General features: G+C 38.8%; 28 protein-coding genes. 1 reads left to right on the forward strand and 27 read right to left on the reverse strand.

The window, feature by feature from the left end:
• Nucleotides 1-16: 16 nt before the first annotated feature.
• The 7 genes from LAQ65_RS20070 to LAQ65_RS20095 all read right to left on the reverse strand — a co-directional run bounded on the left by LAQ65_RS20070 (nucleotide 17) and on the right by LAQ65_RS20095 (nucleotide 4,852).
• Complete coding sequence (locus tag LAQ65_RS20070) at nucleotides 17-2,836, reverse strand: class I SAM-dependent DNA methyltransferase (protein ID WP_224118804.1); 2,820 nt, start codon at nucleotides 2,834-2,836, stop codon at nucleotides 17-19.
• 184 nt (nucleotides 2,837-3,020) lie between these two features.
• Nucleotides 3,021-3,443, reverse strand: coding sequence for a hypothetical protein (locus LAQ65_RS20075; protein WP_224118805.1), 423 nt, complete (start codon nucleotides 3,441-3,443; stop codon nucleotides 3,021-3,023).
• 68 nt (nucleotides 3,444-3,511) lie between these two features.
• On the reverse strand, nucleotides 3,512-3,811 hold the full coding sequence (locus LAQ65_RS20080) for a hypothetical protein (RefSeq protein ID WP_224118806.1): 300 nt from the start codon (nucleotides 3,809-3,811) through the stop codon (nucleotides 3,512-3,514).
• 37 nt (nucleotides 3,812-3,848) lie between these two features.
• On the reverse strand, nucleotides 3,849-3,974 hold the full coding sequence (locus LAQ65_RS21255) for a helix-turn-helix domain-containing protein (protein WP_394369745.1): 126 nt from the start codon (nucleotides 3,972-3,974) through the stop codon (nucleotides 3,849-3,851).
• 82 nt (nucleotides 3,975-4,056) lie between these two features.
• On the reverse strand, nucleotides 4,057-4,230 hold the full coding sequence (locus LAQ65_RS20085; RefSeq protein ID WP_224118807.1) for a hypothetical protein: 174 nt from the start codon (nucleotides 4,228-4,230) through the stop codon (nucleotides 4,057-4,059).
• 142 nt (nucleotides 4,231-4,372) lie between these two features.
• A complete protein-coding gene (locus LAQ65_RS20090; RefSeq protein ID WP_224118808.1) occupies nucleotides 4,373-4,591 on the reverse strand; it encodes a helix-turn-helix domain-containing protein in 219 nt (72 codons plus the stop codon).
• A 66-nt stretch (nucleotides 4,592-4,657) separates the two neighbouring features.
• Nucleotides 4,658-4,852, reverse strand: coding sequence for a hypothetical protein (locus LAQ65_RS20095; RefSeq protein ID WP_224118809.1), 195 nt, complete (start codon nucleotides 4,850-4,852; stop codon nucleotides 4,658-4,660).
• 75 nt (nucleotides 4,853-4,927) lie between these two features.
• Between LAQ65_RS20095 and LAQ65_RS20100 the strand changes: the two genes are divergently transcribed.
• Complete coding sequence (locus tag LAQ65_RS20100; protein ID WP_224118810.1) at nucleotides 4,928-5,401, forward strand: hypothetical protein; 474 nt, start codon at nucleotides 4,928-4,930, stop codon at nucleotides 5,399-5,401.
• Nucleotides 5,402-5,630: 229 nt separating this feature from the next.
• Here the strand turns inward: LAQ65_RS20100 and LAQ65_RS20105 are convergent, their stop codons facing one another.
• The 20 genes from LAQ65_RS20105 to LAQ65_RS20200 all read right to left on the reverse strand — a co-directional run bounded on the left by LAQ65_RS20105 (nucleotide 5,631) and on the right by LAQ65_RS20200 (nucleotide 20,419).
• On the reverse strand, nucleotides 5,631-6,272 hold the full coding sequence (locus LAQ65_RS20105) for a hypothetical protein (RefSeq protein ID WP_224118811.1): 642 nt from the start codon (nucleotides 6,270-6,272) through the stop codon (nucleotides 5,631-5,633).
• A gap of 123 nt (nucleotides 6,273-6,395) precedes the next feature.
• Nucleotides 6,396-6,614, reverse strand: a complete 219-nt coding sequence (locus tag LAQ65_RS20110; RefSeq protein WP_224118812.1) for a hypothetical protein — start codon at nucleotides 6,612-6,614, stop codon at nucleotides 6,396-6,398.
• Nucleotides 6,615-6,759: 145 nt separating this feature from the next.
• A complete protein-coding gene (locus LAQ65_RS20115; protein WP_224118813.1) occupies nucleotides 6,760-7,065 on the reverse strand; it encodes a hypothetical protein in 306 nt (101 codons plus the stop codon).
• 58 nt (nucleotides 7,066-7,123) lie between these two features.
• Nucleotides 7,124-7,474 carry a hypothetical protein gene (locus tag LAQ65_RS20120; protein ID WP_224118814.1) on the reverse strand — a complete coding sequence of 117 codons (351 nt, stop codon included), beginning with the start codon at nucleotides 7,472-7,474 and terminating at the stop codon, nucleotides 7,124-7,126.
• Nucleotides 7,475-7,828: 354 nt separating this feature from the next.
• Nucleotides 7,829-8,470 (reverse strand): hypothetical protein, encoded by a 642-nt coding sequence (locus LAQ65_RS20125; protein ID WP_224118815.1) that lies wholly within the window; start codon nucleotides 8,468-8,470, stop codon nucleotides 7,829-7,831.
• Nucleotides 8,470-8,928, reverse strand: coding sequence for a hypothetical protein (locus LAQ65_RS20130; RefSeq protein WP_224118816.1), 459 nt, complete (start codon nucleotides 8,926-8,928; stop codon nucleotides 8,470-8,472). The genes LAQ65_RS20125 and LAQ65_RS20130 overlap by 1 nt, the downstream gene beginning before the upstream one ends.
• Before the next feature lie 2 nt (nucleotides 8,929-8,930).
• The gene (locus tag LAQ65_RS21260) at nucleotides 8,931-9,128 is read right to left on the reverse strand and encodes an excisionase family DNA-binding protein (protein ID WP_224118817.1); all 198 of its coding nucleotides are present in this window, start codon (nucleotides 9,126-9,128) and stop codon (nucleotides 8,931-8,933) included.
• Between the two features lie 163 nt (nucleotides 9,129-9,291).
• Nucleotides 9,292-9,975, reverse strand: a complete 684-nt coding sequence (locus tag LAQ65_RS20140) for a recombinase family protein (protein ID WP_224118818.1) — start codon at nucleotides 9,973-9,975, stop codon at nucleotides 9,292-9,294.
• Between the two features lie 95 nt (nucleotides 9,976-10,070).
• Complete coding sequence (locus tag LAQ65_RS20145; protein ID WP_224118819.1) at nucleotides 10,071-10,652, reverse strand: hypothetical protein; 582 nt, start codon at nucleotides 10,650-10,652, stop codon at nucleotides 10,071-10,073.
• Nucleotides 10,653-10,745: 93 nt separating this feature from the next.
• A complete protein-coding gene (locus LAQ65_RS20150; protein WP_224118820.1) occupies nucleotides 10,746-11,369 on the reverse strand; it encodes a hypothetical protein in 624 nt (207 codons plus the stop codon).
• Nucleotides 11,370-11,624: 255 nt separating this feature from the next.
• Entirely contained in the window at nucleotides 11,625-12,662 is a 1,038-nt protein-coding gene (locus LAQ65_RS20155; RefSeq protein WP_224118821.1) for a hypothetical protein, read from the reverse strand.
• A gap of 111 nt (nucleotides 12,663-12,773) precedes the next feature.
• Nucleotides 12,774-13,106, reverse strand: coding sequence for a helix-turn-helix domain-containing protein (locus LAQ65_RS20160; protein ID WP_224118822.1), 333 nt, complete (start codon nucleotides 13,104-13,106; stop codon nucleotides 12,774-12,776).
• Nucleotides 13,107-13,300: 194 nt separating this feature from the next.
• Nucleotides 13,301-14,515, reverse strand: coding sequence for a tyrosine-type recombinase/integrase (locus LAQ65_RS20165; protein WP_224118823.1), 1,215 nt, complete (start codon nucleotides 14,513-14,515; stop codon nucleotides 13,301-13,303).
• Entirely contained in the window at nucleotides 14,512-14,862 is a 351-nt protein-coding gene (locus LAQ65_RS20170) for a helix-turn-helix domain-containing protein (protein WP_224118824.1), read from the reverse strand. The genes LAQ65_RS20165 and LAQ65_RS20170 overlap by 4 nt, the downstream gene beginning before the upstream one ends.
• 244 nt (nucleotides 14,863-15,106) lie before the next feature.
• Nucleotides 15,107-16,492, reverse strand: coding sequence for a tRNA uridine-5-carboxymethylaminomethyl(34) synthesis GTPase MnmE (mnmE, locus tag LAQ65_RS20175; RefSeq protein WP_224118825.1), 1,386 nt, complete (start codon nucleotides 16,490-16,492; stop codon nucleotides 15,107-15,109).
• A 22-nt stretch (nucleotides 16,493-16,514) separates the two neighbouring features.
• Nucleotides 16,515-17,198 (reverse strand): type 1 glutamine amidotransferase domain-containing protein, encoded by a 684-nt coding sequence (locus LAQ65_RS20180; RefSeq protein ID WP_224118826.1) that lies wholly within the window; start codon nucleotides 17,196-17,198, stop codon nucleotides 16,515-16,517.
• A gap of 160 nt (nucleotides 17,199-17,358) precedes the next feature.
• Nucleotides 17,359-18,189: an energy transducer TonB gene (locus tag LAQ65_RS20185; protein ID WP_224118827.1), complete on the reverse strand. Its 831-nt coding sequence runs from the start codon at nucleotides 18,187-18,189 to the stop codon at nucleotides 17,359-17,361.
• A gap of 53 nt (nucleotides 18,190-18,242) precedes the next feature.
• On the reverse strand, nucleotides 18,243-18,776 hold the full coding sequence (locus tag LAQ65_RS20190) for an ExbD/TolR family protein (RefSeq protein ID WP_224118828.1): 534 nt from the start codon (nucleotides 18,774-18,776) through the stop codon (nucleotides 18,243-18,245).
• Between the two features lie 27 nt (nucleotides 18,777-18,803).
• Nucleotides 18,804-19,457 carry an ExbD/TolR family protein gene (locus LAQ65_RS20195; protein WP_224118829.1) on the reverse strand — a complete coding sequence of 218 codons (654 nt, stop codon included), beginning with the start codon at nucleotides 19,455-19,457 and terminating at the stop codon, nucleotides 18,804-18,806.
• A 104-nt stretch (nucleotides 19,458-19,561) separates the two neighbouring features.
• Nucleotides 19,562-20,419, reverse strand: coding sequence for a MotA/TolQ/ExbB proton channel family protein (locus tag LAQ65_RS20200; protein WP_224118830.1), 858 nt, complete (start codon nucleotides 20,417-20,419; stop codon nucleotides 19,562-19,564).
• Between the last annotated feature and the right edge of the window lie 267 nt (nucleotides 20,420-20,686).

A 20,686-nucleotide genomic window follows, 5' to 3' on the forward strand; every position in this document is an offset into this window, starting at 1 on the left:
TTCCTTTTAAATTCTTTTACAATTCATAATTTTTTTTCGATTTCTTCTCCTTTACAAACATCCCGGCAGTATACTTATCATAAAGCTCAAACAGGTACTCTATCCTCTTTGTTTCATTTGGGAATGGTTGGCTCCTGTAAGCCAAATCAACGGCCTTATCAAGCTGCTGGTGGGCTTTAATCAGCTCAGGTGGCATTGTGTTAGGGTCGTAGAGGTCAGCCAAGCTACTTTGTAGATAAATAGCTCTTGCATCCAATACCCCCTGTGCTGCTTTTTCAATAGCTTCTCTTTGCCTTTCTGTTGGATTATCTGGCCATGGGAAGTTGTTATATACAATATCATTGGAATAACGAAATCTACTTTCAAGCCGTCCACAAGTAGTTTTAATCCATGCCATATGCATAACGGAACTCAAAACTCCAAAATGAAACAATGTGGCATTAGGAATTGAGTTGCAACTATCAGCTATAATATTTTCAGGAAGAAAAAAACCCAAAGGAATATAATTACGGTTTTCAGAGGAATGTCTAGGTATTAATATAAATTTGGAAGTAGGTTGTCTATTTTCAGTAAATAATCCTGGCATCTGAGCCCATTTTACCGTTGCTGCTTTTGTGCTATTTAACCTGAATAATTTTACTTTATCAAGTCTTTCTAATAATTTGGGTAAGCCTTTTAACTCCGTTGGATTAGCATTTACTAGCCAAAGACACCATCTTTTCTGATTATGTAAGAATTCCTTAGCACTTATAAAAGGCTTTATAAATTTTGACGCAGCTGGCTCAATAGTTAAAAATTCTTGTTTTTCAATATCTGTAAATAAAAGGTTGCCATTATCGGTAGGCTGGCTTCCTTTATACATTTCTGGAACCTGATTAATAGGCTTTTTTCTAGTAAAAATTACAAAATCATTTCCTTCAACAAGATATGGGTTAATATTTTTTACACTAAACTCATGGGGCTCTCCTTTTACGTCTTCGTATTCATACAATTTTTTTGATGTAATATCAAAATTTCCAAAACCAATTATTACAACACTTACACCAGCTATATTTTTCCCCTCATTACTCCATTTAAATGGCCTATGAGCAAAGTGAATCTTAACCTTAAACCTATTAAATAATTCATTCCAAAGAATACCAACCTGTTCCCCTTGTGCAATTGATTTTGTACTTACAAAAGCTACTTTTGTTTTATCCGCAACGCTTGAAATTCTTTCATTGCATACTTCCATATATTTGGCTGCTATAACATACCAACAAGCAACATAGTCCAATACTCCTGAACCGTCAACTCCCTTGAAAACGAGCTCCATATCCTTTTTCTGTTCCTTATTTTGCAATGAGTATCCAATAAATGGAGGGTTACCTAAAATATAATTAAACCTTGCATTGCCCATTTCCCAAGGCATTGGATCTAACAAACTCTGCCAATCAATTCTAAGAGCATTTCCATGCTTTATGCTGGCAGATTTCTTAAGAGGCAACCTAACATAGTACTCACCAAATGTGCTAGTAATAAGCTGGTTCATTTGATGATCCATTAACCACATGGCAACCTGTGCTATTTGAACCGGGAACTCTTCATATTCAATCCCATAAAATTGATCCACATCACATTTAATTAGGTATCCCACATCCATCCTAGCACTTCGAAGTACTTCATCACGATATCCTTCTAGCTTAAGTAACTGCTTAATTACTTCAACCTCTAGTAATCTCAATTCCCTGTAAGCTATGATGAGAAAGTTTCCGCATCCACATGCAGGATCTAGAAATTTTAACTTACTGAACTTATCATGGAACTTTTGCAGCTTAACTTTACTCCCTTTTACCTGTTCATATTCTTGCCAAAGATTATCAAGAAATAAGGGTTTAATCAATTTAAGTATGTTCTTTTCGCTGGTATAATGCTGACCAAGGTTTCTTCTTTCTTTCTCATTCACGACACTTTGAAACAGACTACCAAATATTGCCGGTGAGATCTTACCCCAATCCAAAAGGCAGCATTCAATTAATGCTTTCCTCATTTCACTATCAAATCCAGCAAGTGGTAACCTTTCTTCAAATAATTTACCATTAACATAAGGAAAGGCACCTAAGCTTTCATCCAGATTTTTTAACCTATTTGCCTCTGGCGTATTTAGGACGTTAAAGAGAGCATCTATGTGCATAGCTAGGTCAGTGCCATCCTGATTAGTTTTGAGGTCAATGTAGTCGTGGAAAATGCCCCTCTCGAATATACTGGTATCATCAGCGAATAGGCAGAACAGCAGTCTTACCAAATATAGCTCCAATTGGTGGCCAGTGTATCCAATGGCTTTGAGCTTATCATGGAGTTTACCCATCAGCTCAGCAGCCTCTATATTTACAGGATCTTGATCTTTATAGGTTCTTTTTTGATACCCGGCAATAAAACCAAACAGGTGTACATGATCTACCAGAGTATCAAGTTTAAATTCCTGCTGTGTATTTTCTTCAAGGTCATACAGCCGGAATTTCTCAAAATCGCTAACAAGGATGTATCGGGGTAACTCTTTTTCAGTGAGTCCAGGAAAATAGTCCTTTGCTTGCTTGTAGGCTCTGTCCAAATCCTTACCTCTGCTCTTATGCTCAACCAGTATCATTCCCTTCCACAGCAGGTCAATAAAGCCCGTTTTAGCATCAATTTTCTTTACCTGCTGCTCAAAAGTTGCCACCCGTCTCCTGCTTATTCCAAATATATTGAAGAAGTCATCCCAAAAGCTTTTGGCTTCCGCATCCTCACTGACTTCATCCTTCCATTCATTACTAAAGGCAGAGGCTCTACTTTTGATTTCATTCCAACTAAGAGGCATTGGGGCAAAGGTTTATGGATAAAAATACTGGAAAATGCTTTGTCTTATTTACTATTAAATATTAAAATACCCTAACTAAGACCAGTCGGGGTATAGATATCCTTTCAGAGTGAAATAAAATTAAATCCGGATGGTGGTACAATTCAACCTTGAAGCACCACATTTTCTTTTGCCCAGATCAAATTCATTGTAATTTCCCTTTTTCTAATATTGAGCCGGATTGAATATCTGATGCCATTTTCTGAGAATCTTCAGAATAGACATGCCACCCATTTTGGGAGCCCGATGCAAAAATAAATGTATCAAAAGATCCTGTTGTGTCCAGAGATCCTGAGAGAATTCCTAGGCCTACAGTGGTATAAGATCCACTGTCATTTGGTATAAGTGCATATGAGTACTTTCGATGCTTAATACTATAGTAACCATAAAGTTCATATTCTTCTGAGTTTATAAGTTCTTGTAAACTTGAGGATGCATCCTGAGTTAATACAGTCCTAAAGCTTGCATAAGTTAGTCCACTATTGGGATCATGCTTAGGTGTTAGGAGTGATCCACTTTTTGCCCCTGCCTTCAATTCTTTAATTAGCTCTTCCTTATTTAATAACATTTTTAATGTATTATGATCAATTACCTTTTTTCTAAACCTGCTTAATTTTTAACTATTTAAAGAAGTAATTAAGCTTCGTCTGGATAGAATTCTGAGAGAACATCACCTCCAAAATTATTAATTGACCTTAAGTAGCGATACCCATCTGTATCTTTTACATCAGTGATCCAATCCTTAGCTGATGAATACTCCTTAAGAATATCAATTGTGATATCTTCATCAAAGTACGGTCTACTGCCAGCGTAATAGGATTTAATAAAGGCTACCAAGCTTTTAATATCTGAGTTTTCACCCCTGTACGGAGTTGTTCCTTGAATACCATCTCCATCTTCATAGATAACTTGGTAATCCAAAAGTAAATACTTCATATTGCTAGGTTTATATCATTAAAATTAACAATATAATTTAACTGAAGGAGCCTACCTTTTTAATTTTAGTAATTGTATTCACGTGTAGCCCGGTAATTTTTGATACCTCAGTGGCTTTGTACCCTTTCTTCAAAAGCTGTACCCTTAACCTGTGAAACCAAATTCAGGCAATTCTCATTGGAAAAAATAAACCACCCTTATTGGATGGTATACTTTATAAATTGCAATTTCATGTAATGCAGTTCTTAAATAGCCTTATTCTTTAAATAAGCATCCTCCAGTTTCTTCTGCTTGGCTATTATTCGATCACATTTTCTCATCAGGCTTGAAATAGCATTAAGAGTTCTATCCTTCCGTGTTGTTGCATTTGGAATTCTTGCTGGTGCTGGTGCTGGTGAGGTAACTTGTGTTTTTTTCATTCACTATTATTTTAGAAATCAAAGTTGATCTCAAATAATCAGGCGATCAAATATATTTATATTTTTAATATCTTTAATGATATCGTCAACCATAGAAAGTTGTGAAATTACCGCAGCTCAGCTATTGTACAACTTATAATATTCAAAATAGCTTTAAAAAACGTTCACTGTCAAACCCAAAATAATCTACAAGCTGCATAAGATCCAAAGTGGGAATTTCGTTACCACTCTCAGCATCTTCAATTTGCTTGCTTGTTAATCCTGTTGCTGATGCTAATTGCTCCTGAGTCATTTCTTTAAATTCTCGAAGAAATTTTATCAATTTTCCAAATTTGTTGGGGATGGTTTCAGAAGTATACATTGGCAATTAAATTTTTGAGCTAATTATTGATTTTGATGCAAAGCATAAATTAACCATTCTTGGCAGTTAACTAAGACTACCATCTATAGGGTATGTATAATACAGCATTGCAGATGCTGCTGTAATCAGCTCCTCTAATTCTCCCGTTGATCCTTTCATCTCAGATATGCCAAGAATAAGTATTAGAAGCTCATCACTGGCAAATTTTCCGCCAATCTTTAGTGTATCTATCATTTCGGGAGAAATGGGCTTAGTGGTCATATATTTAGTTTCACTTCCTACAAGGATAATACATATGAATATAGGCTACATTTGGAATAATTAAACCGATAAACCATGAAAATATTATTACTTGCCATTATTAGCTGCTCATGCTTACTAAATGCGAATGCTCAGTGCAAAGGACTTAAAATTAAAAAAGATGAATACACTGGAAATCTCTCAACTTCATGGCAAATGCCGGGTCGGGGCCATTTATTTCCTGCTATGATCTCAAAACTCCAAGACAAGGATACAACCGTGAATGTACTTACCTTATTAGCTCAGAATAGTGATTTTGATTTGCAGCAAGTTGGTGCATTTGTGTTGTTTACTGATGGCACTACATTCATAAATGATAGTATTAAAATTGAGGCTACTCCTACTACTGGAATGACAACATATAACGTTTTCCTGCCTTTATCAAAAGCAGATCAAGCTCTCTTCCAAACTCATCAAATTGCAAAGTTTAGGCTAGGTAGGTTTGAAAGAAAACTATTCGAAAAAGATGCCCGTGAATTGGTAGATAAAATTAAATGTGTTACCGAATAAGGATTATTAATGATAAATTTCCGATAAGATATCCGAGAATTCCAGCTGTAACAATATTATTTATTTTGATTACCAGTACCATCTATTGAGGTTGGTTTTTTTTGTGGTGTTCCTCTGGATACCATTGAAGTGAATGGTTCCTTGCCTGTTATTATGCTCAATGACGGCTCCTTTCATTGATTCCTTGACTGCGACATCAAAAGCCTCTGCCTTAGCAGTAATGGCTTCTTTATCCCTTAAACCAGTACCTTAATTCTTCATCTATCTCCCATTCACTTTTCTGGTAAGTTTCCATCCATCCAATACGCTTGTGAAATAGGGCCTTTTCAAGTAAAATTTCCCTATATCGGTTTAAGATAGTACCACTCAGCCAAATACAAAGCTCATAGCCTTCAGCATCTATTGAATGTTGAATTCTCTTAACCCAGAATGTATCTGTTCCAACTTTAGCTTTAACAAAGTTGAAACTGAACTTTTCATATTCTCTGGGAACTGCATATACGGAGGATCTGATTTCGGCCCGACTATCAAAATAAGCAAAGTACAGGGTTACAGGTATCCCTGTACTTTGAAATAGTTTAGGATTCTCAAAATTCAAATCCAGCAAATCATAGTAAGCAGATGAAATCCATTTGGTAAATTTGGGGGCATCAATTTTGAGATCAGCAGCCATACTCTTGATTGTTCTTCTATCAGCACTATCCGTGTAAAAATTATCTTTAAGCACCCTTGACAACATTTCATTGTAAGGCTTATCTGGCTCCTGCTGAATTAGATGGCTTACCCAATGTGGCATTGATGATAGGCAATAGAAAATCTCTTTGGTGGAAGGAACATGCAGTATCTTTTCCCTTATTTTAACCCTAGTCATTTTTACTTAAAAGTTAATAAAAAAGCTTTAATCTTTGATCATGGGATTGGAGCTTACTGGTCTCCTCTTAGATTCTTTAGGTATCATTATATAGAATCTTTTCACCCACCACTTCATACTAAGCTAGCAACCAGCCTTCTTTAGGTTCTGGTACTTCTCAAATTCCGCATGGAACCTGATTTCAGTAACCTGCCCTTGTACATAAGCTTTCCTGATAACACTAAAGGCACTATCGACATTGGTCCGGTTTGTTGAATAAAAAATTTCAGTTGCCATGGCTGTTAGACATCCAAGGCTAAACTTTCGTTTCAATGATGATGCATTATTTCTTAATCCTTTCATCTTAGTAATATTTATTAGCGATCTCAATCTTAAGCGATTTTAAGCCCATCCTATAGGCCCCACCATTTTCTCGGCTGATGATAAGGGTTTGAGTTTAGGAAGGCAACCAAGAGCTTCCTCAGGCGCTTGGAAGCCATCTGATGCTTTAGGGCAGATATTTATCAATCTCCTGCTTAACTTCATCCAACTGAAGGCTTGGAATCAATTGTAGATTTTCAGCATGCTCTTCCATGAATTCCCTGACGTGCCTGAGATAAATGCAATATGTGTCAAGGGTGATTAGCCCACCACCAAACTCTTCTTTTGCTTTATTAAACTTTTGCACTATTTGGTCAACAACAAACTGGGTATCCTCACGGAACTCATTTACCCTAATAGCAAGTGATTTGAGACAATTCCCAAATTCACCAGCCTCACGTGCTTTACTTTGCTTTAGAAACTCTGCATTCATCTTTCTTAATTTTAAGTTTTTTTAAGAGCGATCTGGTAATACTATCTTTCAAATCCAGTTAAACAAATTTTTGAATCTCCACTGCTATCGATGCGGTGTCAAGGTGTTTGTTATCAAATGTGTTTTCCCGGTTGGTAAGGAATTCCTTGAGCTTTTTCAGATGATCTACATAAAAAGCTTGGATTATTCTTCTGTTCTCGTAATCACTTTTAAGCTGCTCAAATTGCAGGTTAACCTCCCTGCAAAGAGTATTAACCGCCTTTTGATCCAGCGCCACTGATTCAATAAATTCTGTGGGAGTTTCATTGGTTACTCCCTTTTGCAGGATGTTGTTGTGGTGATTTTTAATTTCTGTAATCATTTCCAGATTTTCTCCCATTGTGTCATACGAATTAGACCTGATAGCCATTTTTTTGCTTTTTTAATTTCTAGCGATCTAGCGATTTAAGTTTTACGATTCATTTAGTTTGGATTCCATCAATTGAGGAAGCTCATCATAAGCCCTAAGTATAGCCTTAGAATCAATAAATGGGTTATCTAGTAGCATATTGATTACAATGCCATCTTTCAACCTTGTAATAGCCTTAGCGTATATACCTGTAGTTATATATCCATTGGTATGATCTTCTACCAGATGGTTGAAGATTGTATCTAATGAAATACATATGTATTTCACCTTGAATTGAGTATGCTCATGGTGGGAAAACAAAGACAGGTTATGATCTAGTAAATCATAGCTGATATGTCTGGTTTGCCTCATCATTTAATTTTTTGATTTTTCATTGGATAAATATTTTTCCTCCTCCTGATCCAGCTTACCCCCGATCTCTTTTAATTTCAGTGCTGCAATCTTTTTTAGGGATTCCCTGAGTTTAGCAGTGGGATCAAATGTTGTTATTGTCTGTAGGGGCATAGCTGGTAATTCTTTCTGCTTTATCTGCTCAATATTGGCAGTTTCTACTATCTCTGCTGCAACATCCTCAGTAACCACCTGATCCTCTCTATTGCCCTGTATTACGCTAAGGAGATTATATTCAGCCTGCTTAGTTTTCTTGATAAACTCAAGTACTTCAATTTGCTCATCCAAGGTGAGTTTAGTTAAATCATATTCTGGCTTTGAGCTTTTGACTTCAATTTTCTCATTAATTACTTCGAGCTGGAATCCAGGATTATGGTATTGCAGGATTTTTTCTTTCTGAATCATGGTGGAAATGCAGTCACTGTATGCTCTTATCCTTCTCTCTTTAGCTTTGTAATAGTCAGATTTATCAACTCTTCCCCTTATCAGATCATCTAAAGAATAATCCTTCATTTTCAGTAAACGATCAATAATGGAATTGTATCGATGTATATGGATTGGGATAACCTCAACAACCTGAATAAATTGATCCGCTCTTTTTCCCATTACCTTGCTTTTTCCATTAAGAATTGCAATCTTGCCCGTTCAACCTCAGTAAGTTTGGTTAAATCATATTTGTGGCTGACTCCAGTTTCAGTGATGGTAATTTCACTATTTCTTACTGTGACCTTATTCCCCTCCTTAAGTACATCCATCAGCCTCTCCTTCGCTTGGAGGGCCTTATTTGAACCAGGAGTGTAGCCTGCCTCCCGCAGGTAGGCATATATTAATTCATACTTACTAATATGGTCCTCCATCACGGATCTTCTGTATTCAGGAGTTGAGTATAGTAAGTTTAATTTATCAATAGCACTATCAATAAGCTCATTGATGGATTCCTCCTGACACTCCCAACCTTCATTTAGGAAAACCTGAATTATCTTATCTCTTCCCATTGCCTCATCGCAAATAAGATTGGTAATTCTGGTAATTATCTCTTGCTCTTCCAGTTCAGTTAGTGACATATTCATTTGCTACCTCCTGCTTGATTGATTAAGGTATCCAAATGCTGTTCGGATATTAGCCTTCTACGGCCAATAAGGAGGCTGGTAAGCTTCTGCGAAGAGATTAGCTTATCAAGTGTAGGGAGGCTAATCCTGAGCTTAACAGCAGCCTCTTTCCGTGTAAATAATGATTGATTGCTTGATTGCACAACTTTATCCATTTGAGAATGATTTTAAAAGCGGTTGTTATGCAATCCGGTAACTAAGAATTAATTACCTCACGTTATTTAGAAACGTTAGAACAAAAGTAAAACAAATAAAGAATATCTGCAAATAAAAAACATTTGTACTATACCGTTATATCAAATATGATATTAAGGGAAGTTAGTTTGTAAACCGCTTATCAATCCTTTGCACTTGAATAGCTGTCCAATCTTTTTTGCCTGTACTTGTTTCAAATCCACGTTCCATCAACTTACCAGCAATTTCCCTGTAGCTCTTATCTTCTTTACGCATAAATTTTATCAGGTCCATTACCTGTACCGTAGATCTTTGAGTTCTGGCCTTATCCCTTCTTGCATCATTACCAGCCTTGATTCTTTCTGGTGTTAGATTATTTACCACCCGCTTTCCTAATCCCCTAGCTTTACGGGCTGCAAGTGCTTCCTTAGTACGCTTACTGATACGTTCGGCCTCAAATTGTGCAAATGCAGCAAATATGCCCAAAGTAAGGGTATCCTTGATATCAGGTATATCTACAACTCTGCAATTAACACCAGACTCCTTAATAGTTTTAAAAAGAAATGCTACATCACGGCTTAGCCGATCCAATTTGCTAACAATAAGTGTGCTTTTATTTTTTTTGCAGTATTCCAAGGCCTCACTTAACACTAGCCTATCATTATTTCTTCCTGATTCAATTTCAATAAATTCCTTTTCAATGCAATTACCATCATTACATCCGGTATAATTAACAAGGAAGGTTTTTACAGAATGTCTTTGGGCTTCCACCCCGTATTCTTGTTTGCCTGTACTAACCCGATAATAAGCCACAAATGTTTCCTTCATTACTGGTAGTTTATTCTAAAAACCGAAAATAATACATTTGTACCATATTAACAACGACCGTTATTATATTGTTACAGCTCTCTAAATTCCCACTTTTACCACAACCCCTTAAGACTATCATTGGCATGCATACTCCTCATATATCGTTTTGTAAGGTTTCCGGCATAGTATACTTTAAAGTACTTCCTAGTAACCTGCTTAGCTGTATTCTGAAGCCTGATGAGCTGCTTCAGCTCTTTTGAGGTATTCCTTTCAGTGCTTGATTGGATCTGGGATAGATAGTGAGGATTATTAATTGCCAGCTTTGATACAAACCTACCTTCATACAGGTAAAGCTTCCTTCTCAGGCTTCCTGTAATGGGACATTTGAAATAATACACTACCCCCTTCCCAATGGGAGCTTTTTTTGCCACCAGCTTTATGCTCTGAGTGATTGGCCTTCCTTTAATTGAAAATTTCACTTCCGCATAATCATTATCTGTATTGGTATCAATGTTCACAGATATCTGCATAGAGGCTGCTAATTCCTTATTACCTGTAATTGGATTGGTAGTGTACAGAGTAATGCCCTTCTTCCTCCTTCCTATGGCTTTTAAGCCTATTTCCTTATTCAAGATGGTAATGTCCAGGGGAATTAAATAATCAAGCAGTATTGCCCTCCCATTTTTCTTTTTCATTAAATATTAATTATTAGCCTAACTCGATTGGGAAGATGCAATTTATAAGGGTAGGTACTTTTGCCACCAATACCTTCTTTATATATTCTATCCTTAAAGCATTTTAATTCTTATATCTTCCTTCCTTTTAGCTTCCTTTTCAATTTTATTCATTAAGCTCTCATTTACTATTGCCTCATTTATATTACCTACACACTGTACCAGATATTTAGCACCTTCCAAATCTTCATATTTTGCAAATAACATCCATGCACCAGTAGCCCAATGAACATCAGAGTAGCCCCCTGCTGGTATTGAATAGCTTAAATATGGTGGGGGGTCAAACTCTTCAGTGTCTTTTCTTTCTGATGGCACTTTCGCAATAACTACCTTGTGGGCAGCCCCTTTTCCAACATTTATAAGGTGGTATGTTTTCCCTTCGTGGGCAATAAAAACTAAGTAAGGCATATGTTCTTCGCGTAGCAATTTCTTCTCCCATTTATCCCTCTGATTTTGCCCATTATAAACCAGCCAACTCAACCAAGAAACCACTATTGCACTTGCAAAGTTTATTACCATGCTAAAATAATCTCCAGTCTGCCCCCATTGCTCTACACTATTTGATGCTTTTGTTCCGGAGAATTTATAAATAAAGATTACTATCAGGTAGAGGATACCTAACCCCAATATGATCAGGATAATAGGTCCAATTTCTAAATCTTTCTTCTTGTTCTTCATATAATGCTAGCGTTTGTAATTCAGTTATAAATTTTGATGTATACTTGGCATAAGTATTAATAAATTTAATTAATCTGCTCTTTAAATTTAATTTCTCTTTCTATCTCCATTCCACCAATATTTATATTTAAGTCATTCATCACTATCCCTCTATTCTTCTCTTCTTATTTATAATTTAATTTTAAGCTTTTTTATAATTCCATTCTCCTCTCTTCCTATTATACCAATATTATAAACTTAGTCTATTGTTACACCTTAACTACATGTAACAAATGCCGAAGTTTTTTTCCTCTCATCAGCCAGATCCTCAAACTCCCTCCTTTCATTTAATAGCATGGATTTTATTTTCCCATGTAAATCATCTCCGAATTCCTTAGAAAGGTTTCTGTATTTTTTCAGGTAGGTGTTGAATGTTGCATCATCCCTTGTTTCTTTTGTCTTTAGCCAAAAGCTGGGATCATGAGCCTGATCAAGTATCCTTTTTTCAATTATTCCTACCTTTCTTTCCTTTGGAATTACAATATGAGGATCATAAATAATTAGATCATCCAGATCAGATACTAGAATATCAATGCATTTAACCATCTTACCCGGATCTTTTACATCCTCCAGAGTTTTAATTCCTGATTTTCTGGAGAAAGTTTGAGTTCTGGTATATTGCCGCTCCATCCTAAAATGGTTATTACTGGTACCATACTTCTCATCTACGCAGTAAAATTTAAATGTAAAATGCCCCTTGATTGCTTTATACCCCATTAACTCACCAGTAGCATCATTATTTATCTTTTTTAATGGAGCATCCTTAAATATTAAAAACCTACCACCCTCAAAAAACTTTTCTTTTATTTTTGAATCTGCAATGAAGTTGAAAGAAAGCTCCGGGGCAATAAATTTTAAATCAGATGCATTAAGACAATAGTAAGTCTCTACCCGTTCAATTAGTTTAAGTAATTCCGAGTAAGATACTATTTCATCGTTCTGGTTTTTATTTTTTATTGCCTTAACAGGACAAAACCTTAGCCCCAACTGAAATTCATTAGTGTTTGTGGTTAATTGTTCTACATCCAGACATTCAAAATCAATAAAGCTTCTAGATAACGTGCCAATATTGTAAGTCACCTTAGTTTCACTCCGATTGATTTTATCTGGCTTTAATTCTCCTGTAACCCTGCCAGATCCCCTATTTTTAAACTCCAACTTTCTCTTGTTAAAAAATAAATCCTCCCAGCTATTAAACTCCCGCTCATGCATAACCGATTTTAATTTAATAAAATCGAAAATTGATAATGCCATTTAAGTAACAAGGCTTATCTTTGCCCTGTGTTATCAGTCTTTTGCGATTTTAATTTTCAATCTTTTCTAAATTTTTTTACCCCTGTTGTAAGCAGGGGTTTTTTTATTGGGCTACCTAATCTTACTGTTTTTTACCAGATAAGAACTAGCATCATCCCCAATTTCTTTGACAGTTTTCCTTCTGCCTTCCTTTAACCATTCATCTATCTCGGATTTGAGAAATGATAGCTTCTTACCCTTTTTATGGTATGGAATAAGTCTTTTACGTACCCATTCATACACTGTTGGCTTTGCAGGTTTATCAGGTAAATAGGTTTGTAGTTGAACCAGATCGAACCACTGATAGGAATCAATTGCCATTTTAGGTGACTGATTTTTCATTTCCGATAGTGTAGCTTCAATGGCTGTTAACCTTTCTAAAAGCAACTCAAAGGGATTATCCATAACGTTAAAAGCTCTCCTTTAGAGAATTTTTAGCGATCTTAAGTTCACACAATCATGTGTAGGTGGGAACTATATGCGATTTGGATTGAAACCATTAAGAAGATAGGCCAATCACGAGTCAAAGATATAAATTTTCAACTTACAATTCCAAATAATGAAAGTTAATTTATACTCTGTTAGGTTTATCTATGGATTTAAAATTTAATTTTTATTTTATTGGCTGCCTCCCTTTTCCTTTCATTCACAATCTTTGCATATATCTGTGTGGTTTTAATTTCTCGGTGGCCAAGCATCTCAGATATGACATATAGATCTACCCCAAAACTAAGCAGCAACGTTGCATTTGTGTGCCGGAATCCATGAAAAGTAATACCCTTATTAATTCCTGCTCTCTTGAGCCATTTTGGCAATTCTGTTTGTGTGTAGCTATATTTCAGATCATCAAAAACATGATCCTTTTCGTTCCCCCTTTCTCCCAATAAATCAAATGCTTCATCCGATATTGGCAGGGTTTCTGTTAATTTGGTTTTCTTCTGCCTGAACCGGATAAAGTACCCTTCAGTACTACTATGCTGCACTTCACTCCAGATTAATTTTTTGATATCACTAAACCTAAGCCCTGTCAGTGATGAGAAAATCACAGCATTCTTTAGTACAGGAACTGAGCATTGTGTAGATGCCAGAAGCTTCAATTCTTCTAAGGTTAAATACTGTCTTTCAGTTTCTTCCTCCTTTATTCTTTTGATGGTGCTATTAACATCCCTTTCCAAGTATCCATCCTTGTAAGCTTGCTTTAATACAGCTTTGAATTTATTAAAATATGAAAGAGCTGAGTTTTGTGATAGTGTAGTTTTTTTACTTTTCCTGCTGGGTGCAGTTAACAGGAATTCTTTGAACTCTTCACCAAACCTTTCATTTATATCTTTAAATGGAACATCACCCCCATTTGTAAATTCTTTCAGATAAAGTAGAGCCGATTGCCAGTTACCGGAATTACCCCCTATTCTTTTCTTTGCTAATTGTTCAAAGTAATCCACAATACCTACCTTCTGCTTTTCTTCTGACAGGAATCCATAGTTACCCTTGGATACCAGCAATTGTCTTTGTGCCCTGATGCTTTCTGCCAAGATCTCCATATCATGATTATGCTTCTTTTCAGCTTCATTGAGCCTAGCTCTTTTGGGCTTACCTTTTGAATCTAATACAGGTGCAAATCTTCTCTGTTCCTTCCCATTTGAATCAATGTAGGTTTCTGCACTGTATTCAGTTTCATCAAACAGGAACAGCTTCAAAAACTCCCTTCTGGTTGGCTTTCCTGTTACTGGATTTGGGATTGGTGGATAATAATCTAAGTATATTGCCTGCCTGCCACCTGTAATGGGTTTCATTCTTACTTTTACCTTACTCATGCAAATATTTTTTCAATCTCTGTTTTCTTAATTACTGTCCTATTCCGCACCTTACCGATCTTCAATCTATCATCCTGTATGAACCTGTACAGGGTTCTCCTGCTAACACCCAAAAGTTTACAGGCTTCCTCAATATTCAGGAATTCCTTAGCCTGTAAATCAGTCAATGGCTTATTCCTGATCATTTGTGTTTCCGCATTGCTATACTGGAGTTTTGCTTCCTTCAGCTTCAATTTATATAGCCTCTTTGCACATAGATCAGAACAGGTTTTAGTAACAGTGGTTCTGGCTTCAAATTCATTTTCACAGAACTGGCAGATTCTTGTTACTCTAATTTTTGAACTCATACTATAATCTTATTGTGTCAGGATGTGTCTATGGATGTCAGGGTGTGTCAGGATGTGCCATAATTTCCCCTATTTCCATTTACAATATAGCGAATACCTGAATGAGGTACAAATGAGGAACAAATTTTACATGAAATAAGACCTATCATCCATTGCTATCCATGAGATGGGATTAACATAACCCTTTGTAGTAAAGGATTTTATAGGCTTTTTATTATATATGGAAACTGGTTGGTAATGGCTTCTATTTTCCGATACAGAACTTGCTGAAGATATAATCGAGCAGGTCTTCATTACTTACTTCGCCTGTGATCTCACCCAGGTAATGCAGCGCACGGCGAATATCGAGTGCGAGTAAATCGCCGGGGATCTTTGCATCAAGCGCCTGGCGCACATCCTGCAGGGCATTCAGCATTTGTTGCAAGGCATGGAAATGGCGCGCATTGGTCACAATGGTATCTTCGGAATTTATTTCACCCTGCAGTACCATATCAACCAGCCGCTCTTTCAGGACTTCAATATGCAATCCCTGTTTCGCGGATATAAATAATACCGGTGTTGCGGAAGCATAACGATCGCGCATATCCGATTCATCACCTTTGTCGACCTGGTTACCCACCAGCAGGTACCGGAAACCGTTTTTATCAAACTCCTGCTTACTGGCCAGCAACTCCCCTACCGGCATCGTATTCACATCAAACAAATACAGGACCACATCCGCCTGGCGCATCTTTTCGAGGCTGCGTTCCACGCCGATATTTTCTATCACGTCAAGGCTATGTTCACGGATACCGGCCGTATCAATAAACCGGAACAATATACCGTCAACATTCAGCACTTCTTCGATGGTATCGCGGGTTGTACCAGCTATCTCACTAACGATAGCACGGTTTTCATTCAGTAAAGTATTCAGCAGGGTCGACTTGCCGGCATTGGGCTTGCCTATTATTGCCACGGTTACCCCGTTCTTGATCACATTGCCCAACTGGAAAGAATGCGCAAGCTTGCTTACCCTTTCTATGGCACCTGTTACCAAATGGTATAATTGCGAACGGTCGGCGAACTCCACATCTTCCTGAGAAAAATCGAGCTCCAGTTCTATCAACGCAGAAAAACTGATCAGTTGTTCCCGCAGGGCTTTCAGCTCAGCAGAAAAGCCGCCGCGGATATTGTGCAGTGCATTGCGGTGCGATGCCGAGGTATTAGACGCGATCAGGTCGGCCACTGCTTCAGCCTGGGTAAGGTCGAGCTTTCCATGCAGGAATGCCCTTTGTGTAAACTCCCCCGGCCTTGCCAGTCGCGCGCCACCCCTGATAAAGGCATCTATTAATTGCTGCAGTACATACGGAGATCCATGGCCCGATACTTCCACCACGTTTTCACCGGTGTAGGACCTGGGCCCTTTAAAGAGGGTCACCACCACCTCATCAATGGAATAATCACCCTCTTTAATCACGCCTACATGAACGGTATGGCTTGGTTGTACCGATAAATCTTTTGCCGGAAATAAGGCATCCACAATGCTGATAGCAGCCGGTCCGCTTAACCGGATCACGCCAATAGCACCAATACCCGGCGGTGTGGCCAGGGCAACAATAGTGTCATCCCACTGTGGATTGGAATACTTCATGCCGCAAAGATAGTCCCTTGCTTTAACCGGCCGCCAATGCTTTAAGCAGCAGGTCAGCTACAGGTGCAGATGAAGCCGGATTTTGTCCTGTAATCAGCAGGCCATCCTGGCGGGTAAAGGCAGCCCAATCGTCACCACGCTGGTAGTCGGCCCCCGATTTCTTCAGTTCATCTTCCAACAGGAAAGGCACAACATCCGTAAGCTGCACGGCAGCTTCTTCGGTATTGCTGAAACCGGTAACAGTTTTCCCTTTTACCAGTGGATCGCCATTGGGCAATTTTACATTAACCAGCGCGGCAGGCGCATGGCATACAAAGGAAACCGGCTTGCCCTGGGTATAGAAAGTTTTAATCAATTCTATGGAATCAGTATCTGTAGCAAGGTCCCAGAGAGGCCCGTGTCCACCCGGGTAAAAGACCGCATCGTAATCATCTGCATCAGCGAGGTTGAGGGGAAGGGTATGGGCTAGTTTTTCCTGCAATTCAGCATCTTTATAAAAACGCCGGGTGGCATCGGTCTGGGCACCGGGGTCTTCGCTTTTAGGGTCTATCGGAGGTTTGCCGCCCTTAGGAGAGGCCAGTGTAACCCGCACCCCTGCATCAGTTAAAGTATAATAAGGTGCTGCAAATTCTTCCACCCAGAATCCTGTTTTTTTTCCTGTATTGCCTAATTCACCATGCGAGGTGAGTACCATTAAAACATTCATGTTAGTCGTTTTTCCTTTTCTGATACCGGCTGAAAAATACCGGACCAATACTACAAAATGTGTGTATAAAAAGTTGCCAAAGATGGTGCATCGCGGCAAATAAAAAAAATCCCCCGGCAAATGCAGGGGGATTTTTTTTATTAATTATCCTAATTAACGTTTATTCAGATTCCAACTTGAAGGTAATCGGCTGTTTCTTGTAAGATTTCACCTGGCGTCCGTTCTGAACAGCCGGTGTCCACTGACCTGATTTTTTGATTACCCGAACCGCTTCTTCGCGCAATTCCTGGGGACCGCTGATGGCTTCAACATCACTCACCATACCAGCTTTGTCCACGATGAACTGAACCACTACCGTACCCTGAACCTCCTGGTCGATAGCTTCCTGGGGGTAGTGAAGGCTCTTGTTCAGGTAACGCTGCCAGGCGCTTGCACCACCAGGGTAATCAGACTCGATCTCAACCTTGGTAAAGGTTTTATCCCAGTCTTCTTCCTGTTTTTTCGGCGCTTCTACCACACCCTTTCCTTCGTCGGAAGCAGGCGGAGCAACAATACCCTCATCTTTAATACCTTCCTGGTTAACGTTACCAATTTTGGTGTCTTCCAGTTTTTCCTGTTCAGGTGGTTTTTCGTCTTCTTTCACTTCCTCATCCTTAACGATTTTAGGCGGGGTGAATTTAGCCATTTCCACTTTGGGTGGTTCGGGCTTCGGCGGAGGCGGAGGCGGAGGCGGCTCATTTTTTTGCTCCTGCTTCACTTCTTCCAGCGATACGTCCTGCACAATCATATCCTGTGCTTTCTTGTTCTTACCCAATTGGTCGGCCAATACGTTAAGAAGAACAATCAACAGCAGGAATGCGGCTGCACCGACAAGCGCATATGTAAGGCGCTTGTTATAGGTTTTGCGCAGGTCGTAAGCACCGTACTCTTTGTTCCGGCCATCGAAAAGGATGTCCAGCACATCAGCACTTAATATTTTGTTTACTTCCATTGTTCTGAATTTAAAATAAGATGCAATGCTTTAATTTTTCCACAAAACCTATGTTATTGCGGAGTGGCTCCCTGTGTTGCTGCGATCAACTGGTCTTCCACCGGGGAAATATCTACCAGTGCATAACGTTTAACGCCGTTGATCGTCATCTCATCGAGAATATCTACCGTATTCTTGTAGGTACTCTCTTTGTTAGGCTTGATCACCACCACAAAATCTTCGGCGTTCGTGCTCTTTTTCTTGGTCAGGATAACATCCCTGATTTCCTTGAAGCCTGTAGTTTTAAAGTTTGAGGCATCCGGTAACAGTTCACCTTCATAGTAGAAGATATTGTCATTCTTACCCAGTAAAAGGGTCAGTGCGCCCGAGGCTTTCACCTTGTTCTGGTCTTTCTCTTCCGTATCCTTGGGCAGGTTCAACCGCATGGCGGTTGGCTGGCTCATGGTTGTGGTAAAGATGAAAAAAGTGATCAGCAGAAAACCGAGGTCCACCATTGGGGTAAGGTCTACACGGGTAGACAACTTTTTCCCCTTCTTAACACCGGGTCCTTTTTTATGGCCACCGCCCGAGGTATCTAATTCTGCCATGGTTACAACATTTAATTTTTATCAATATTATTCCTTCGCGTCGCCCTTCATATTGGCGTTATAGAGTTCAGACCCTGGAGGAACACCTTCCGGATTGGTTACCATCTGGAATTTCATCAGGTCATTTTTCTTGAAGGCATCGATTACTCCTTTAAAAGAAGGGTATTTGGAAGCGTTATCGCCCTTTACCAGCAGGTTCATTTTAGTTCCTTTAAACCCGTCGGCGGTAGCGCGCATCCAGTCTATCATTTCATTATTCAGGGTATCCAGTACCGGAATACCGTCGAATTTAATCTTGGGCCAGGTATCTGCCGGCTTATCGAGCAGCGATTTCAACTGGGAAATCGGCACCCCGATAAACGGTCCTTTTTTGAAATTTTTCATTTCCTCATCAGTAAGGCCAAGGTTACGGGTAGTATTCAGCGATTCAATGATTTCCCTTTTGGGAGCATCATCAGAAAAGGTCATGTATACTTTACCATCTTTATCAATAACCACCATGGCTACATCTTTCTGAGGCGCTACTTTGGAAGCTACGGAACCCGGTGTTGTAACCGTAAGTGTTTCTGAAGGCTTAAACTTGGTTGTCAAAATGAAAAACGACAACAAGAGAAAGGCCACATCACACATCGCGGTCATATCAATAGTCGTACTCTTCCGAGGTAATTTTACTTTTGGCATGACTTATTAGTTAATCTGATTCACATTTAGATTCAGGTTTCGCAATTTTCCATATCCTTCCGGGAGGAAATTTTGCTCACCGCTCACTGCTTACGATTCACTGTTTACTTATACAGTGATGCAAAGCTTTGTGTCAGTGTGAAACCAGACTCGTCAATTCCGTAGGTAATACCGTCAATCTTAGTAGTAAATACGTTGTACATGATGATCGCGATAGCTGAAGTACCGATACCAAGGGCTGTATTGTACAGGGCCTCAGAGATACCTTTTGACAATTCGCGGGCAGCATCACCACCACCTTCATCACCAAGTTTAGAGAAGGAACGGATCATACCCAATACAGTTCCAAACAGACCGAGGAGGGTAGCCACAGATGCGATGGTAGAAAGGAACACCAGGTTCTTCTCCAGCATTGGCAATTCCAGTGCCGTAGCTTCTTCCACTTCTTTCTGGATAGACATTACTTTTTGCTCAGTGTCCAGTTCTGTGTCAGTGATCATTTCTTTGTACTTACGCAGACCTGCTTTCATTACATTTCCAACAGAGCCTTTTTGCTTGTCGCACTCAGACAACGCTGCATCAACATTCTTGTTAGCCAGGTGATACTGTACTTTACGGATAAACTCATCGTTATTACCAGTACCAGAAGCTTTGCTGATGGTAAGGAACCTCTCGATAACGAATACCAATACAACCAACAGGTTTCCAATCAGGATTGGTACCACGATACCACCCTCATACATTTTATTGAAACCTCCTTTGGGACCCTGATGTGAAGGCCAGAATCCACCAGCCGGATCAGGGTTAGTAAAACCGCTTGCATTACCAGCACCAAATCTCCAGATCAAAAAACCTGAGATGATACACAACACTGGGGCAATCCAGGAAATCGCGTTGCTTCTTTTTTTAGCTTGAACAGAAGTTGCTGCTTTAGCAGTTGCAGTTGGTTTAGTCTCTGCCATAATCGTTTGTTTTTAGTTTTTGTGAAAACAGGAATTAATTGTTCTTGAATTGACCCAAAGCGTATTGGGGACACAAGTCTAATGAAAAAAAAAATAAAAAAGTCAAATTGACACAATAAATATCCGAATAGGGGAGAAATTAAAAAAATATGCTTCCATGCTAATAATTAAATAATATTTCCCCCTCCTGAAACAGGCCGGTTTCGTTAAAATGGCTGAATGTTCGGGTTGGTTACCCTATTTTTATTGCTTCTTCCAATTTAAACA

The sequence above is a fragment of the Flavihumibacter profundi genome, assembly GCF_020076305.1.
GTDB lineage: Bacteria > Bacteroidota > Bacteroidia > Chitinophagales > Chitinophagaceae > Flavihumibacter > Flavihumibacter profundi.